This window comes from Puniceicoccus vermicola, from assembly GCF_014230055.1.
In the GTDB taxonomy this organism is placed as follows: domain Bacteria; phylum Verrucomicrobiota; class Verrucomicrobiia; order Opitutales; family Puniceicoccaceae; genus Puniceicoccus; species Puniceicoccus vermicola.
Genome location: NZ_JACHVA010000033.1, coordinates 61764 through 77960 on the forward strand (window position 1 = coordinate 61764; position 16197 = coordinate 77960).

The following is a 16197-nucleotide window of genomic DNA, read 5'->3' on the forward strand; positions in this document are numbered from 1 at the left end:
GAAACCTTCCATGATTCCAAACATTCTTGCTGAACGCTACGCATCCTCCGAAATGCGGGACATCTGGTCCCCCAGTGGAAAAGTTCGCTACGAACGTGAACTTTGGATTGCGGTCCTTAAGGCTCAAGACGAGCTCGGCCTGTCGGTTTCCCCGGGGGCGATTGAGGCCTATGAGAAGGTGATTGATCAGATTGACTTGGAGTCTATCCGCAAACGGGAGGCGGAGAGCCGCCACGACGTGAAGGCTCGGATTGAGGAATTCTGTGGCTTGGCGGGCTTTGAAGAAATTCACCGGGGAATGACGAGTCGGGACCTGACCGAGAATGTGGAACAGCTGCAAGTGGCCCGCTCCCTCGAGGTGGTTCAGAAAAAGACGGCTGCCACTCTGGCTCAAATCGCAGCCAAGGCGGAAGAATTTGTCGGCCAGGTATTTCCGGGGCGCACCCATAACGTCCCGGCGCAGCCGACGACTTTCGGCAAGCGTCTGGCCATGTATGGGGAGGAGCTCCTTCACGCGGCACAAACTTTCTCTCGGATCGCAGCCTCCTACCCCGTTCGCGGGATCAAGGGTGCGGTTGGGACTCAGCTGGATTTAAAAACTCTCTTCAGCGACGAGAAGGTCAAGGTGGACCAGCTCGAGGCGAGCGTCCTGAAACACCTCGGGTTTTCAAAATCCCTCCATGCGGTCGGCCAGGTCTACCCCCGCAGCCTCGATCATGAGGTCATCGCTGGCCTCGTCGGGATTGCTTCCGGACCCTCTAATCTCGCGCGCAGCCTCCGTTTAATGGCTGGCCACGAAACCGCTTCCGAAGGGTTTGCTCCCGGACAGACAGGCTCCTCTGCAATGCCACACAAGATGAATTCCCGTTCCTGCGAACGAGTGAACGGTTTCCTCGTCCTTCTTCGCGGTTACGAGACCATGGCAGCCGGTTTGGCCGGAGACCAATGGCATGAAGGCGATGTGTCCTGCTCGGTCGTTCGCCGCGTTGCCCTCCCGGACGCCTTTTTCTCTATCGACGGACTCTTCGAGACCTTCCTCACCGTCCTCGGACAAATGGAAGTCTACCCAGCGGTCATCGCGCGGGAGAACGCCGCCTACTTCCCCTTCCTCAGCTCCACGACTCTTCTGATGGAAGCAGTCCGGACCGGAACCGGGCGCGAAACCGCCCACAAGGCGATCAAGAAACACGCGATCTCTACGGTCAAGGATCTGCGCAGCGGCGAGATTACTCAAAACAACTTTGCCGAACGCCTCGGTGCGGACTCCGACTTCCCGCTCGATACCGCTGACATTGAGAAGGTGATCACGGGTGCCGCCGATTTGATCGGCCTGGCCAAGGAGCAAGTCGGCGATTTCTCGACGCAGGTGAATGAGTTCCTCCGCCCGCTCAACCCAGAGTGGAAAGACTACCGTCCGGGCCAGATTCTCTGAGGCGCTGGAGTTTTCCGCGCCGCAAAGAACTTAAGCAGGGTTTCCCGTTCGAACCCAACCCCTCCGCTTCCGATGGAAGCACCTCCCCTGCGAGCAAGGGAGGAGTTGGTGAACTGGCGTCCGAGACCGGACGATCCCCAACTGGAGGAATCTGACGCTCGATCCAAAATCAGTCAGCGAGTTTGGTCTTCCACTCGCCAATTGCTTTTCTCACCGGTTCGGGGCCGGGCATACCGGGTCCGGTCCGGCGGGCCATTCCTCGCTCAAGGCTGAAGACTTCGCGCCAGTCATCCTGTAATCCGTCGGCGGCCTTCCGAGCCTCCTCCTCGGGAAGCTCATTGATGGGAGTGTCCAGCTTTTCGGAAAGCGCGACCAAGGCACCCACTTGGTGGTGGGCCTGCCGGAAGGGAACTCCCTGTTCGACGAGATAATCGGCCAAATCGGTTGCTAGCAGAAGCGGATCCGAAACGGCCGCTTGGCAACGATCTTTTCGAAACTGGATTCCCGGCACCAAGTCCGACAACACATCCAAGCAATCCCGAAGGGTGCGGAAAGAATCGAAGAGCGGCGGTTTGTCCTCCTGAAGATCCCGGTTGTAGGTCAGCGGCAGGTTTTTCACCATGGATTGCAGGGTCACCAAATTGCCTTGAAGGCGGGCGGCCTTCCCGCGAATCAGCTCCAGCGCATCTGGATTTTTCTTCTGCGGCATCAAGCTGGAACCCGTGGTGTAGGCGTCGGGCAAAGCCACAAATCCAAACTCCGAGCTGTTCCAGAGGATGAAATCTTCAGCAAATCGAGAGAGGTGCAGTCCACTCAATGCAGCGTTGAAGCAAAACTCCAACGGAGCATCGCGATCCGAAACCGCATCCAGACTGTTCGCCGAGACCCGCGGCTCTCCGTTCTCATCCACAAAACCGAGGCAGCGCGCGACGAACTCCCGGTCAATCGGGAGAGTCGTTCCGGCCAAGGCTCCCGAACCGAGCGGACATACATTGATTCGCTCGCGGAACAGGGCAAAGCGTTCCCGGTCGCGTCCGAACATCTCGGCGTAGGCCAGAAGGTGGTGCGCCACCGATACCGGCTGGCCCCGCTGCAAGTGAGTGTAGCCCGGCACCAAAAGATCCACGTGCTTTTCGGCTAAATCGACGAGCGACTTCAAGACTCCCTTCAAGCTGCGGTCGAGTTCGTCCGCAGCCCAGCGTAGATACAGTCGCACATCGGTGGCCACCTGATCATTGCGGCTCCGGGCCGTATGCAACTTGGCCGCCGCCGGCACTCGAGCCGACAAAGCCTGCTCAATGTTCATGTGGACATCCTCCAAGGCCGGATCCCAAGTAAACTGACCCGCTTGGATTTCGTTAAAAATCTCCACCAGCCCGGCGTCAATCTGCTCCTTTTCGTCAGCGGTCAAAATTCCAATCGACTCGAGCATCGCGGCCTGCGCCCGACTACCGGTGATATCAAAGGGAGCCAACTCCGCATCAAAAGAAACGGATTCACTGAACGCCTGCATACGTTCCGAAGGACCTCCGGAAAATCGTCCACCCCATGTCACCTGCTTTTCTGTACCCATGGCCGCATTCCCACCGAAATCGGCGGCAAAATCAACCCGGGATTGGAGGGGAGAGAAGATGGAACTTAGGATGACGGGGGGAATTCGCTTCGTGTGTGAGACGCTGCCACGGAGAGCCGCTCCAGCGGGGCGGAATAAATTCTGCGGTCCGAAAAGGCACTAAGAAGGAGAAACAGAAGAAGCCTACCCCCAAAAAAGAAGAAGGCCGCCCCGTAGGACGACCTCTCCTTTACCCCAAAGAAAGTGTTTTGGTTAGTCTCGGCGGCGACGAATCACCGTAAGACCTAATGCGAGAAGACCAGCAAGAGCGCCGTAGAGTTGCGGTTCGGGGACGACAGAAACGTTGAATCCTTCAATCGAAAAATCTCCATCATTCCGAGCTAGAGTGAATGACTCTCCCGCCAGCAAAGAATTTTCAGAAGAAAACGTAATTGTATCGGAGGTATTGTTATCAAAATCTCCAGCATCTAAAGTCACCGAAGGGTTTGAATTCGAATAACTCACTATCACTGAATCGTTTCCTCCTGGCGTAAAGCCACCCACATCTAGGAAATCAAACGAGATATCCCTATTAAACGAAAAGGTGAGTGCATCCCCTGCATCGGCAAGAGTTCCTCCCGATCCAATACCCAAACCAGTATCGGTAATACTAATGTCGCTCTGAGACGGGGTAACCGTCAAAGTTAGCCCTTCGAGCAACGCACTCAGATCAAAGACGGTGGCCGAAGTTTCTCCGTCCATCGTCGTCTTGAAACTGCTTCCTAGAGTTTCATCACCGTTGATAGAATCAGGGCTGGTAAAATCAAAACTTATTAGAGTTGCTGCGGTTGAGGCACTGAGCATCCCAACTCCAAGAACGAATGTGAGTATCGTTGATTTTGTCTTCATAATTTATCCCATTTCTAATATTTACTAAGTTTTGTAATTTGATTTTCAAAACTGCAGGAACCATGCCGATCCCCCATGGGGAATGCACCCATTTTAAAGTAAAGATCCTGTAACGTAACTATCGCACCACTACAGGTGCATCTGATCGGATCTGCTCTAAAAATGATCATGATTCAGCCCTCCACAGGTGAGTCTCTGGTTCGCAATCCCTTCAGGTAGTCATTTTCAAACTGGTTCGAGTCAGAAATTACTACCTCTCTTACAGGGATTGATTCGGTATTTGAAAATCGAGCCCCCTTTCTTTCGATCCATTCCGCGAAGACATTTTTCACTCCATCGACATTCGATATGCCAAGTATAGGTCTGAAACTTCTCTTCGGGGAGCTGCTTGGAACCATAGAAGTTCGGTCAGTGATCAGCTGGGGACACTCTTCCTTACCCAAACGGCATCGTTGGTTTTGGCATCCAACCATAGTTTCATTTCAGAGCAAGACCGCCGGACATGGTAATCATTTTCAGAGCAAAATGTTAAAAAAAAAAAACGGCGCCCTCGATTTCCGTCGGTCTAGACATCCACTCTCCCCAAAACCCAGAGACATCGTCGGCCTCCTGGAGAAGACTGGGCTATTGATTTCTGGATCGGGCAGAATCGGCGTCTCTGCGTTGACCCCTTGATCCACTCCAGTAGCTTCAATCTCTATGCGATTGGCCACGATTTTTCTGCTTTCCCTCGCTTCGACGCTCTCCCTTTCCGCCCTGACCAGCAAGGAGGTTCGCGATGGGGAAGTAGCGGTGCAGCTGGTGACGCCTGCGGAAACGGCTACTCCGGGTCAGACGATTGCGGTCGGCGTGCGGTTTCTGATCGATGAGGGTTGGCACATCTATTGGAAGAACCCAGGCGATACCGGACTAGAGACCTCCATCGCCTGGGCGCTCCCGGAAGGAGTCGGCTCCGGCGAGCTGCACTGGCCCTACCCTCACGTTTATCGCAACGCTCATCTGGTCGACTTCGTCTACTCCGACGAAGTCACCCTCTATACGGATGTTCGCATCCCGGAGGACTGGCCGACGGGGAAAGATTTCCCCATTTCTGCGGAAGTAGACTGGTTGATGTGCGCAGAGATCTGCATTCCGGGGAAAGGGGAGCTCTCTTTCAACCTGCCGGTCGCCGAGACTGCCCAAACGGATGCAGTAGAAGAGGAAGCTTTCGAAACAGTTCGCGCGGAATGGCCCGCGACTGCGGAAACCGTATCGGCCGAGATCCGCAGCAACGCCCAGAAGATCCAATTGATCGTGGACGGTCTGGAGCTTGAAGACGATGGTCTGACGGACACCTTCTTCTTCCCAATCGATCCAATTGTCGCTCCCGGGGGAGATCAAGAGTGGCTGAATGAAAGTGAAAAGCTCGTCGGGAATCTGGTGCGCTCCGAATACGCTCCGAACATCCCCGACGAAGTTTCCGGGGTCCTCGTTAACCCCGAGGGGTGGAGCGCTCTCGACGGTCGGAAAGCCCTTCTCATTCAGGCGGCCCACTCCGATCAGCCTCCCGCCTCCTTCGCGGGGACGACCGGTTCGGCACCTTCCGGCAACCTTGCTGGCCTCCTCCTTCTCGCCTTCGCGGGAGGGGCGATTCTGAACCTCATGCCCTGCGTTTTTCCGGTCCTGGGCCTAAAGATCATGGGCTTTGTCGAACAAGCTGGGAACGAGAAGCGAAAGATCATCGGGCACGGCCTCCTGTTTGCCCTCGGGGTCCTCGTCTCCTTCTGGGTTCTGGCTGGAGCGCTCTTGATTTTACGAGCGGGCGGTGCCGAGCTGGGATGGGGATTCCAACTGCAATCGGCTCCTTTCGTCTTCGGAATGGCAATCTTCCTTTTCCTCTTTGCGCTTAACCTGAGCGGTGTCTTTGAAATCGGATTTGGCCTGATGTCTCTCGGGAACAAAGCCGACCGAAAAAAAGGGGCCGGTGGATCGTTTCTATCGGGGATTCTTGCCACGGTGGTCGCAACTCCCTGCTCCGCTCCCTTTCTCGCCACAGCGCTCGCTGGAGCCCTGACCCTGCCACCCTTTCAATCCTTCCTCACCTTCACCTGCATCGCCTTAGGATTGGCGGCACCCTATCTCCTGCTCAGCCTCTTTCCGGCCCTGTTGAAGAAACTCCCCAAACCGGGGGCCTGGATGGAGACACTCAAAGAGTTCATGGCCTTCCCTCTCTACGCGACGGTCGGCTGGCTCCTCTACGTGCTCGCTGGCCAAGTGGATGGCAGCAACCTTCTCCACATCCTCCTCTCCTTTACCCTACTGGCCTTGGCGGCCTGGATTTACGGGCGGTACGCCACTCCTCACCGGAAGCCACGCACACGACTTCTCGGCAACGCAGCTGCCCTTCTTTTCGCCGGAATCTCGATCGCCTACGGCTATCCGCAGAAAGACACGTTGCAATGGATCCCCTGGTCCCCCGAAACCGTCCAGAGCCTTCGTGAGTCAGACCGGCCGGTGTATGTTGATTTCACGGCCCGCTGGTGCGCAACCTGCCAAGTGAACAAGGCGGTGGTCTTCTCGAATCAGGAGGTCCTTGATTATATCGGGAAGCAGGACGTCGCTCTGGTCAAAGCCGACTGGACCAATGAAGATCCAGCCATCACTCGACGACTCACCGAATTGGGAAAGGCCGCAGTGCCCGTAAACCTCGTTTACCTGCCAGGAGAAGATTCGCCCGAGGTGCTACCCGAGACGTTGACTCCGGGAATCGTGCTCCGAGCGTTGCGCGGCGAGTGAGAGTTCGCAACGGCGTCCCTTAGGAGAGGATTAACCGCCACCCAATAGCACCGCTTACCCTCATACTGAGAACTCGCCGATAGCAATCTGGAGAGCCATCTTTGCGGGCCTCTCCGATCGGTTCCTCAGACCGCAAACCAACAAGACGGGGGTTCCGCGAGTTGGCGATTTCCGCAACTACTGCGAAAGACGTTCGGTCTGGTTGTAGCGATTGTAAAGATACTCGGTCCACTCCGGACCCGGAATGCGCACTTCCGCTTCCTTGGGGACGGGACCTTCGACGATACGGGCGCCAAATGATCGTCCTTCGATCTGGCCTCCTCCGACGAGGATTGCCGGACGCTGCTGCCCGAGTGGATCGACGGCGAGGAGAAAAGCTGGCTGAAAAGCAGGACTCGGTGCATCCATCCGCACCACCGCAAAATCTTCTCGATCATTGATCCAAACGATTTCGCCAATCCGGATATTCGGATTGAAGCGGACCCCATCTGCCTTATCGCCCATCGGCGAGGCTTGGGCTTCCGCATCCGAATCGGAACCCGAACTCAAGCACCCGGTCAGAATCATCAGGCTCGCCGCCAGTGGCAGGCTGAGCCATTTCACACTTCGACAGGTGCGAGAGCGGTTCATATCGGTCACTTTTTGCCGGGATTCTCCCGCTCGGCCCCCATCAGAAACTCGTTGGTTCCGACCCCTTCCTGAGCTTGGTCCGAATCGAAGAATCCGTGCAACTGACGGATACGCGTCGGGTGACGCATCTTGCGAAGAGCTTTGGCTTCGATCTGGCGAATCCGTTCGCGAGTCACCTGGAACTGACGCCCCACTTCCTCGAGCGTCCGGCTGTAGCCGTCGACGAGACCAAAGCGGAGGGAAAGGACCTTTTTCTCGCGCTCGCTGAGACTGTCCAAAACGTCGACAATCTTCTCCCGGAGGAGCGAATAAGCGGTCTGGTCGTATGGGTTCTCGGCAGTCTTGTCCTCGATAAAATCTCCGAAATTGGTATCGTCCGAATCTCCGACCGGACTTTGCAAGCTGACCGGTTGCTGCGCCATTTTAAGAATTTGGCTAACTTTCTCGACCGGCATGTTCATTTCCGCAGCGACCTCTTCCGGAGTCGGCTCGTGGCCAAGGTCCTGAAGGAGCAACTTTTGGATCTGCAGCACCTTGTTCAGGGTCTCGATCATGTGAACCGGAATCCGGATCGTCCGAGCCTGGTCTGCAATCGAACGGGTGATCGCCTGACGAATCCACCAAGTGGCATAGGTCGAGAATTTGTACCCGCGACGATACTCAAACTTCTCAACCGCCTTCATCAAACCCATGTTCCCTTCCTGAATCAGGTCGAGGAAAGAGAGACCACGGTTGGTGTATTTCTTGGCAATACTGATGACGAGACGAAGGTTGGCCTCCACCATCTCGGTCTTGGCCTTATGCGCTTCCCGAACGGCCTTGCGGACGGCGGTAATCTCGGTGACGAGATCGCGCGCATCGATGCGCCGCTCGCGGGAGATGACTTCGAGGCGAGCTTCTACCTTTTCAGAATCAACCGGCTTCTTACGGCGAATTCCGGACTTTTCCGCAATGTCCAGGCTCTCGACCAATTCCTCGGATTCGCGGACGACCGGATCGATGTCCTTCAGAAACTCTTCAAAGATCTTGAGCTTGAAACAGAACTTGCGATGGATCGGCTTGAGCTCACCCAAGTACTTATTGAAACGGGTGCGGGCTCGTTTGCAGTTCGCAGGCGAAGTGCCATCAAAGGAATCGATCCAAGCGCGATCGAGCTTATCCTCGAGATCTTTCGCCTTTTCGATCCAAGCGGGGAGACCCTTGAAGTAGTTCTCGCGGCTATCGATCCGCTTATCGAGGACCACTTGGTCAAAACGCTCTTCACGGGAGAGAAGACGCTCGGCAATCCGGATCTGGAAGGAATTCGAGAGACCGGTCGAGAAGAGAAGATCCTGTGCCTTTTGCTCGGCATTCTCGATGCGCTTCGAGATGGCCACTTCCTGCTCACGAGTCAGAAGAGGCACCTGCCCCATCTGCTTGAGATACATCCGAACCGGGTCATCCAGAATATCATACTGGGCTTCGCGGGCTTCGGTGGTCTCGTTCTTTTCCTGACGCTCCTTGAAACGCTCGACTTCCTCATTGTCGAGGATCTCGATTTCCAGATTGGCGAGGATCTGGATGACATTGTCGATCTCTTCCGGATTGTTGAGACTCTCCGGCAGACCTTCGTTCAAATTCTTGTAAGTCAGGAACCCCTGGCTCCGACCCTTACTGATCAGCTCACGGATACGGTCATTCAGCTCACCGCGTTCGGCAACGTCACCTGTATCGACCCCGGCCTTCTTGCCATCTTTTCCGGCAGCGGAAGCAACTGCGGCCTTGACCTCTTTCGCGGTGACCTTGGGCTTTTCGCTCGAAGCAGCCTTGCTCTTCGCCGTCTTGCGGCTGGCTGTCGTTTTCTTACTGGCTGCTTTCTTGGTAGCGACCTTTTTGGTGGAAGTTTCTGAAGTAGCTTTCGCTGGCATTAGGCTATGTTGGCTAGAACGGGCGGTTGATGGATCAGATTGCGAAGTTCCCGACGACGAGCCTGAAGCGATCTCAGCTCAGGATCTCCTGCCGGGAGGGCATTCATAGTGTCTACGAGACGCGTAATCTCCTTGGAGGCAAATTTGCGGACCAATTCGTGAAAAACTCTTTCAGCGGTCTGTTCAGGATCTTCGAGATCGACTTCTCGAACGACGAGGCGGGCCAAAATAGATCTCTCTTGGTCTGTCTCACATTCGTCCCTGAAATCTTCCACAGTTGTGAAAGAACCTTCGATGAGTTCCGAGCCCAGCCGACGAAGAAGCCGAGCCTCGGGAGACTCTTCTGTAATCCATTCACAGATAGATGTTTGTGAAAAAATCTCACGAATCTTTGGAAATTGCAAAGCTAGAAACAGTAACACCTCTTCGTTCTCTGTCAACCGAAGATCAGATGGGGGAGCGGCCGCCTCTTGCGGACGCTGTCCAGACGGATGCCCCTTTTTCAAGAACCGGGTGTAATCGTTGATGACTGCCTGAGTGTCGGAACGGAAATAGCGAGCCGCCTCATCAAAAAAGTCCTTTCGCGTGACGTCTGACTCGAGCTGTCGCAGCAAACCGTAAAGCTCCTCAAAGACGGCACTGCGACTGGCCACATCCAGAGCCAGGGGCTCGGGAGCCATGTAGCGCAGCGCAAAATGAATCGGAGAACCTGCATTCTTACGGATTTCCTCGACGGCCGCTGCTCCCTTTTCGCGCAGAAGGTCATCCGGGTCCGTTCCTTCTGGGAGCGGAGCGAATCGAAGATCGACCCCCGTTTGAAAACCGATGGGCAACAACTTGAAGGCAGCCCCCTTCCCGGCACGATCTCCATCGAGGAGAACATCGACGCCGTTGCAATAACGCTTCAGGAGAAGAAATTGCTCCTCCCCGGCTGCCGTTCCCTGGAGGGCAATCGCCTCAGGGATCCCCGACTCCCAGCATCGAATGACGTCCAACTGGCCTTCCACAAGGAGGAAGCGCCCCCCACCGCGGACCACCGAACCCGCCCGGTCGAGACCAAAGACGACCCGCCTCTTCTGAAACAGGGGCGTCTCTGGAGAATTCACATACTTCGCGTCCTTGGTCTTGTCGTCCTCCGGAGTCAGCGGAGTGACCCGCGCCGTAAAGGCAATCGTGCGCTCTTGAACGTCCCGAATCGGGATCATCAAACGACCGCGGAAACGGGGGAAGAAACCACTCCGTCCACTGCGCCTTTCATAGAAGAGACCTGAAGCGTCCAACACCTTCTCTTCAAAGCCCTTCTTGCGCAGGAAATCGACCAGTAAGGTCGGATCCACCGGAGCAAACCCGATGCCCACGTCCTTCGCCGTTTCCATCTGGAAACCACGACCATTTGTCCAGTAGTCGCGGATCTTCGCGCCAGCCTCATCTTCCTTCTGAAATTGACCGGCAAAGAAAGCAGCAGCCTGGGCGTTGACCTCAAACAATTGCTTGCGAAGCGAAATCTCCTGCCGAGAGGGTCCACCTTTTTCATACTCGACCTGGACGCCAACCCGATCCGCCAAATGCTCCACAGCCTCCTGGAAACTGAGATGCTCAAGCTTTTGAACAAACCCAAAGACGTCGCCCGCCTCCTGGGTGCTAAAACAAGAAAAGACGTTCTTTTCCGGATTCACGAAAAATGAGGGCGTCTTCTCCTCAGTGAAAGGACTCAGTCCGCGATACTCGCGCCCAGCACGCTTGAGCGCGGTATACTTGCCCGCGATCTCCACGATATTCGCCCGACGCCTGACTTCGTCGATCGTTTGCCTCGAAATGACTGGCATCTTCGGTCAGGGCAAAGCGTTTAGCTCGCGGCGAACGGCATCGACATTTGGATCATTTGGAGCCAGCTCCAAAAACTCGCGGAAAAAGAAAGCAGCATTGGCCGGATTGCCTCCCGGCTGAGCATACGCTCGGGCCATCGCCAGAGAAAGTTCCGGACTATCGGGAATCTGCGAATAGGCTCTTTCCAGCTCCTCCATGTAACGGGCCCGAGAGCGGGATTTCTCAATCACACTCAAGTAAGTCATCGTATATTCGAGACTCTCCGGATCCCGTCGACGGGCTTCCAGAATGGCGATCTCGGCGTTCTCCGGATCACCTTCCATCATGTAAGTCTTCGAGAGCTCAGCCCACACCTCAGGATTGTCGGAATCCTCCTGAACAGCTTTCCAGAATAGAGGAATAGCCCGGTCAAAGTCTCTCTCTTCGCGCGCCTCTAGGGCATAGTCCAAGGTTGTGGGCTCCGGTGGAGGCGGTGGAGGCAACGGCTCGGGTTCGGGCTCAGGCTCGACCTCCATTTCTAAAATTTCCATCTCCCCCACTCCCGCGAGTTTTCCGTCGATCGTAGACTGGGGATCCTCAAGAACCGCCATTTTTCCACCACCCTGCTGCGGGTTGTGCGCCAGAACGGTTCCATGACCGACACGATTCTCATCATCGGTCGAGGTCTCGGCTTCCTCACTCTCTTCGGCTTCCGCTTCAGCGAGTTTCCTACGTTCTTCCAATGCGGCAATCTCGGCTGCCAAGGTATCCTGACGAACCCTCCAAGCTTTGACGTCATCCTGAGCACCCGCCCACTGACTCGATTCCACCGCCCCGGGAAACTCTTCATTCAATGTCGCAAGAATTTCTTCGGCCTGCGGAAAATTCTCCGCACGGTAACTCGCTCCCAGTAAACCCATCAGCGCCCGAAAGCGATCGTCCGGGGCTTCACTCAGTGCGGTTTGAAAATGAATCTCGGCTTGAGGGATATTCCCCGCCTGCATGTAAAGCTCACCCATCGTCGCCGCATACTCGGGATTGCGGGATGGACCATCCAACCGCTCCGCCCGAAGATGAGCACTCAACGCCGACTGGAAGCGTTGATTTTCGGCAAGAAGCTCCGCCGAAAAACGCCACGCCTCGGCATCATCGGGATAAAGTTCCAAATAATCATCGATCGTCGACAAAGCGCGGTTCCGATCTCCTTCCTCTGCAAAAAATCGAGCTGCCGGAAAGAGTAATTCGGAAAATTCCGCATCAGCTTGCGCCGCCTTTTCGTAGAAAACCCCGGCAAATAGGCCCACATCGGACTCCTCATAAGCACGACCCAACTCCTGAAGAACAACCCCCCGGTCTGGATATTTCTCATCCAATTGATTCAACAACTCGATCGCCTGATCGTATTGACCCTGATCAATCAGGGCACTCGCTTCCGCCAGCTGTTCCTCAAACTTCGCCTCGGGATCACTGCAGGCAGTGAGGAAGAAAAGTGAGAAGAATAGCGGGAAAAACCAACGAAGGACGCTGCGGGAAGGGCGAGCCATAATCGCGTATCTTGTTACCTTGGCGGTCCTTTGCAAGCATCCCCTTTTCAATATACCCATCATCAATAATACCCGCCCCTCCTTCGGCATATGGACTTCGCTTGGACCTTCATTTGAGAACAGAGGTAAAATAAATTGACTTTTATGCACTGTGGCAGAGCGGTCGATATTTGATCCGCTAGATATGTATACCTATCATCGGCGGGAAAGTGCTCCCAAGAATCGACAGAACCCCAATCCCCTGCTACGGAAAAGACCGTGAGCCACCGAAAACTGAGTATCGCCTTTACCCTCCTTCTCTTGTTGGGGTTTGCCGTGTCTCAAGCCCAACCCCTCAAAACAGAGGAGCCGGCCTTTATCTATGCTTCGCCCGATGCTCATACCACTCCTGATTATCAAAAGGTAATTCCCCTCCTTCTCGCAGAATGGGAGGCGGCTTACCAACCCATCCGTCCTGGGTCGACGGGACGGGTTGTCCTCAAAGTCTACACGAATTCCGGCATGGGACTGCGCACGCCCCCCGGCCTCGTTCTCGCCTTGGCCGATGCTCTGGTGGAGCGGGGATTTGCGCGGGAGAACATTACTATCGCCGATCTCGACACCCGCCGGCTGAGAGCTTCCGGCTATCTTCCGGCCTTGAGCGATGGAGGTGCAACCTTCCACGGGATGCCGGTCATCTCTCTGGACAACCCCAAATATCATCTTAAGGACTGGTTCTACGAGAGCCCGCTCCCCCCGCATCCCCTCCTCAAAGGAGCCGAGGAGGGAAAAAATCTGGAGCTTCTCGAGGGGGACGAAGACCGTAAGAGCTTCCTTCCAGCCCCGCTCCTGTTTAACCTCGATTTCTGGATCAATCTTCCAGTGGCCTTTCATCACCCAATCCTGGGGATGAGTGGAGCTACCGCGAATGCGGGAGTCTGGTCGGTGAGCAATCAATCCCGATTTTTCAGCCGCCCGGTCAGCGCCGCCAGTTCGACTGTGGAGATTGCCGCCATCCCGGAACTCCAGCGATCCTGGCTTTTCTCCATCATGAGCCTGGAAGCCTATCAGATCATCGGAGGACCTCGCTTCAATTCCTACTACACCCAATCACGACCGGAAGTAATTCTCAGCGCCGATCCACTTCTTATCGATCGGTACGCCCTCGCCGCCATCAACGCCAGCCGCATCCAACGCGGCTTCGACCCCATCTCCCCGGATCCCCTCTTTTTCCGATATGGAGAGAGCCTTGATCTTGGCAGTGCCAATCTGGACTCCACCCGATTGAAGTCCGTTCAGTGAGCAGAGCTCGGATCGACCTCCCCCTCGAACATATCCTTACACACAAGCCTATGGCTCTGGACGGTCCCGCAAACGCAAAAACATGGGAGCGCGGAGTTCATTCTGCCCCGCATGCCACTCAGGCCTTTCGCCTTAGATTTTGAGGGAAACTTTTCATACGCAGGCAATCTGACGGGGCGGAATGAATTCCGCGCTCCGTTTTAGGCGTATTCCTACAGGACAACTCGAAGATCTTACAGGAAAACGCTAGCCTAGGAATTGGTGTCTAAGGATATGCCCTCGAAGCGGCCTTTCACGGCTGAGGAGATCGTCATTCACCGGCAAAAGAGAGCCGCTCGCTAGACAAAGACAGACAAAAAAAAGCGCCTCCCGGTTTCCCGGGAGGCGCTGGAATGAAATCCTTTCTGGATCCGCTTAGAGGGCAGCTTCGCCGGACTCGTCGGTCCGAATACGAACGCACTCTTCGATCGGAAGAACAAAGACTTTTCCGTCTCCGATCTTGCCGGTCTTGGCGGCTTTGACGATGGTTTCGACCGTCTTCTGAGCGAGCTCAGCGGAAACCGCTACTTCGAGCTCAACCTTTGGAAGGAAGTCCACCGTGTATTCACTGCCGCGGTAGATCTCGGTGTGACCTTTCTGTCGACCGAAGCCTTTTACTTCGGTGACGGTCATACCTTCGATACCGATTTCGGCCAGAGCCTCCTTCACTTCTTCAAGTTTGAAGGGCTTGATGATGGCTTTAATGAGTTTCATAATTTTTGCCTTTTGATTAGGTTACTGGATTAGAATCCGTCTATTCAAGAAAGATCCGCAATCAGCTTGGCCGGATTGAGTAAGCTTCTTGACCATGCTCGCCAATGTCGAGCCCTTCCGCTTCTTCTTCTTCAGAAACCCGGATACCCAAGGTAACCTTCAGGATGCCGAAGACGATGATCGAGAAGACGAAGGCGAAGAGGCAGATCGAAACCGTGCCGATCAGCTGTGAGCTGAAGGGAGCTGCATCTCCGAAGAGAGCGACAGCCAAAGTTCCGAAGACACCACATACACCGTGAACGGAAACCGCACCCACTGGATCGTCGACCTTGATCTTGTCGAAGAAGATGATGGAAACGACCACGATCATACCAGCGATCAGACCCACAACGATGGACATTGCCGGAGAGATGCTGTCGGCACCCGCGGTAATCCCCACGAGACCGGCCAGAATTCCGTTCAGAGCCATCGAAAGGTCAGGCTTGCGGAGGAGGATCCAGGAAAGGAAGATCGCACCCATCGCACCTGCAGCAGCTGCCAGAGCGGTGGTCACGAAGACGAAAGAGACCAGGTAAGGATCGGCGTTGAGAACCGAACCACCGTTAAATCCGAACCAACCCAAGAAGAGAAGGAAGACCCCGATGGTAGCCAAAGGCATGCTGTGACCGACGATCGGCTTGATCTTGCCATCGACATACTTGCCGCGACGAGCACCGAGAAGAAGAACGCAGGCCAGAGCCGCGAATCCACCAAATCCGTGAACGAGCGAGGAACCAGCGAAGTCAACAAACTCACCAGCGGCGAAGTTGTTGAGCCAGCCACCGCCCCATTCCCAAGAACCGGTCACCGGATAGGCAAAGGTTACGAGGAGAGTCGCGAAAATCATGAAGCTCGGGAGCTTCACACGTTCAGCAACCGCACCTGAAACGATCGTCGCCGCAGTCGCAGCAAACATCGCCTGGAAGATGAAGTCAGTATACCAAGTGTAATCGGCGTATGCAGACGACATCAATTCCATGGTAGGATCGACGTCGAACCAGGATCCAGCAGCGAAATATCCGTTAAAGTCTCCCGGATACATACTGTTGAATCCCCAGAACGCGTACGTCAGAATCCCCATCGTTACGATAAAGACATTCTTAAAGAGGACGTTAACCGTGTTTTTCGACTGAGTCAGACCGGATTCGAGGGTCGAGAAACCGAGGTGCATGGTAAAGACCAACGCCGCGGAAATCAGGAGCCAAAGGTTACTGACCGTGAAGAAAGAGGAGGCTCCGATGTCGCTCATAAAAGCGCCGTAAGCATCTGCAAATTCCACGGTGGTTTCCTCAACATCGACTGACTCATCTTGGGCGGCTGCCATGCCACCGAACCCGACGATCCCCGCGAAAATCACGGCAGACATCCAGGAGAGTCCTAGTTTCTTGAGTTTATTTTTCATAGTTCTGTTTGAGTTGTTTTGTAGAAGAAACGAACTCGAGGCGGGAACCCCGAGCCGGTCCGGATTTTTTTAACGAACCCGAGCTGTAAAGCATGTGCCATGCCAACTAAGGAAGTGACCCGCGAAAGAACCCCTCTTCGCCAGGAACAATCATCCCGCTACCGACT

General features: G+C 55.1%; 11 protein-coding genes. 3 read left to right on the forward strand and 8 right to left on the reverse strand.

What is annotated here, in order from left to right; genetic code table 11:
* The first annotated feature begins 10 nt into the window (after positions 1 to 10).
* Positions 11 to 1432 (forward strand): adenylosuccinate lyase, encoded by a 1422-nt coding sequence (purB, locus tag H5P30_RS02780; protein WP_185691439.1) that lies wholly within the window; start codon positions 11 to 13, stop codon positions 1430 to 1432.
* A gap of 169 nt (positions 1433 to 1601) precedes the next feature.
* On the opposite strand, the gene argH is transcribed toward purB, so the two are convergent.
* Both argH and H5P30_RS02790 read right to left on the reverse strand, forming a co-directional pair.
* Positions 1602 to 3005 (reverse strand): argininosuccinate lyase, encoded by a 1404-nt coding sequence (gene argH / locus H5P30_RS02785; RefSeq protein WP_185691440.1) that lies wholly within the window; start codon positions 3003 to 3005, stop codon positions 1602 to 1604.
* Positions 3006 to 3257: 252 nt separating this feature from the next.
* Positions 3258 to 3893, reverse strand: a complete 636-nt coding sequence (locus H5P30_RS02790) for a hypothetical protein (protein WP_185691441.1) — start codon at positions 3891 to 3893, stop codon at positions 3258 to 3260.
* Positions 3894 to 4598: 705 nt separating this feature from the next.
* On the opposite strand from H5P30_RS02790, the gene H5P30_RS02795 reads away from it, so the two are divergent.
* Entirely contained in the window at positions 4599 to 6668 is a 2070-nt protein-coding gene (locus tag H5P30_RS02795) for a protein-disulfide reductase DsbD family protein (RefSeq protein WP_185691442.1), read from the forward strand.
* Positions 6669 to 6845: 177 nt separating this feature from the next.
* Here the strand turns inward: H5P30_RS02795 and H5P30_RS02800 are convergent, their stop codons facing one another.
* From H5P30_RS02800 to H5P30_RS02815, 4 genes are read right to left on the reverse strand one after another with little or no spacing between them, the layout of a single operon-like run.
* Positions 6846 to 7298, reverse strand: a complete 453-nt coding sequence (locus H5P30_RS02800) for a hypothetical protein (RefSeq protein ID WP_185691443.1) — start codon at positions 7296 to 7298, stop codon at positions 6846 to 6848.
* 5 nt (positions 7299 to 7303) lie between these two features.
* The gene (gene rpoD, locus H5P30_RS22380) at positions 7304 to 9205 is read right to left on the reverse strand and encodes an RNA polymerase sigma factor RpoD (protein ID WP_185691444.1); all 1902 of its coding nucleotides are present in this window, start codon (positions 9203 to 9205) and stop codon (positions 7304 to 7306) included.
* Positions 9205 to 11031, reverse strand: coding sequence for a DNA primase (dnaG, locus tag H5P30_RS02810; RefSeq protein ID WP_185691445.1), 1827 nt, complete (start codon positions 11029 to 11031; stop codon positions 9205 to 9207). Before dnaG ends, rpoD begins: the two co-directional genes overlap by 1 nt.
* A gap of 6 nt (positions 11032 to 11037) precedes the next feature.
* Positions 11038 to 12555: a tetratricopeptide repeat protein gene (locus H5P30_RS02815; protein WP_185691446.1), complete on the reverse strand. Its 1518-nt coding sequence runs from the start codon at positions 12553 to 12555 to the stop codon at positions 11038 to 11040.
* A gap of 258 nt (positions 12556 to 12813) precedes the next feature.
* Between H5P30_RS02815 and H5P30_RS02820 the strand changes: the two genes are divergently transcribed.
* Positions 12814 to 13836: a DUF362 domain-containing protein gene (locus tag H5P30_RS02820; RefSeq protein WP_185691447.1), complete on the forward strand. Its 1023-nt coding sequence runs from the start codon at positions 12814 to 12816 to the stop codon at positions 13834 to 13836.
* A gap of 414 nt (positions 13837 to 14250) precedes the next feature.
* Here the strand turns inward: H5P30_RS02820 and H5P30_RS02825 are convergent, their stop codons facing one another.
* Entirely contained in the window at positions 14251 to 14589 is a 339-nt protein-coding gene (locus tag H5P30_RS02825) for a P-II family nitrogen regulator (protein ID WP_185691448.1), read from the reverse strand.
* 61 nt (positions 14590 to 14650) lie between these two features.
* Complete coding sequence (locus tag H5P30_RS02830) at positions 14651 to 16030, reverse strand: ammonium transporter (RefSeq protein WP_246459245.1); 1380 nt, start codon at positions 16028 to 16030, stop codon at positions 14651 to 14653.
* Positions 16031 to 16197: the final 167 nt, after the last annotated feature.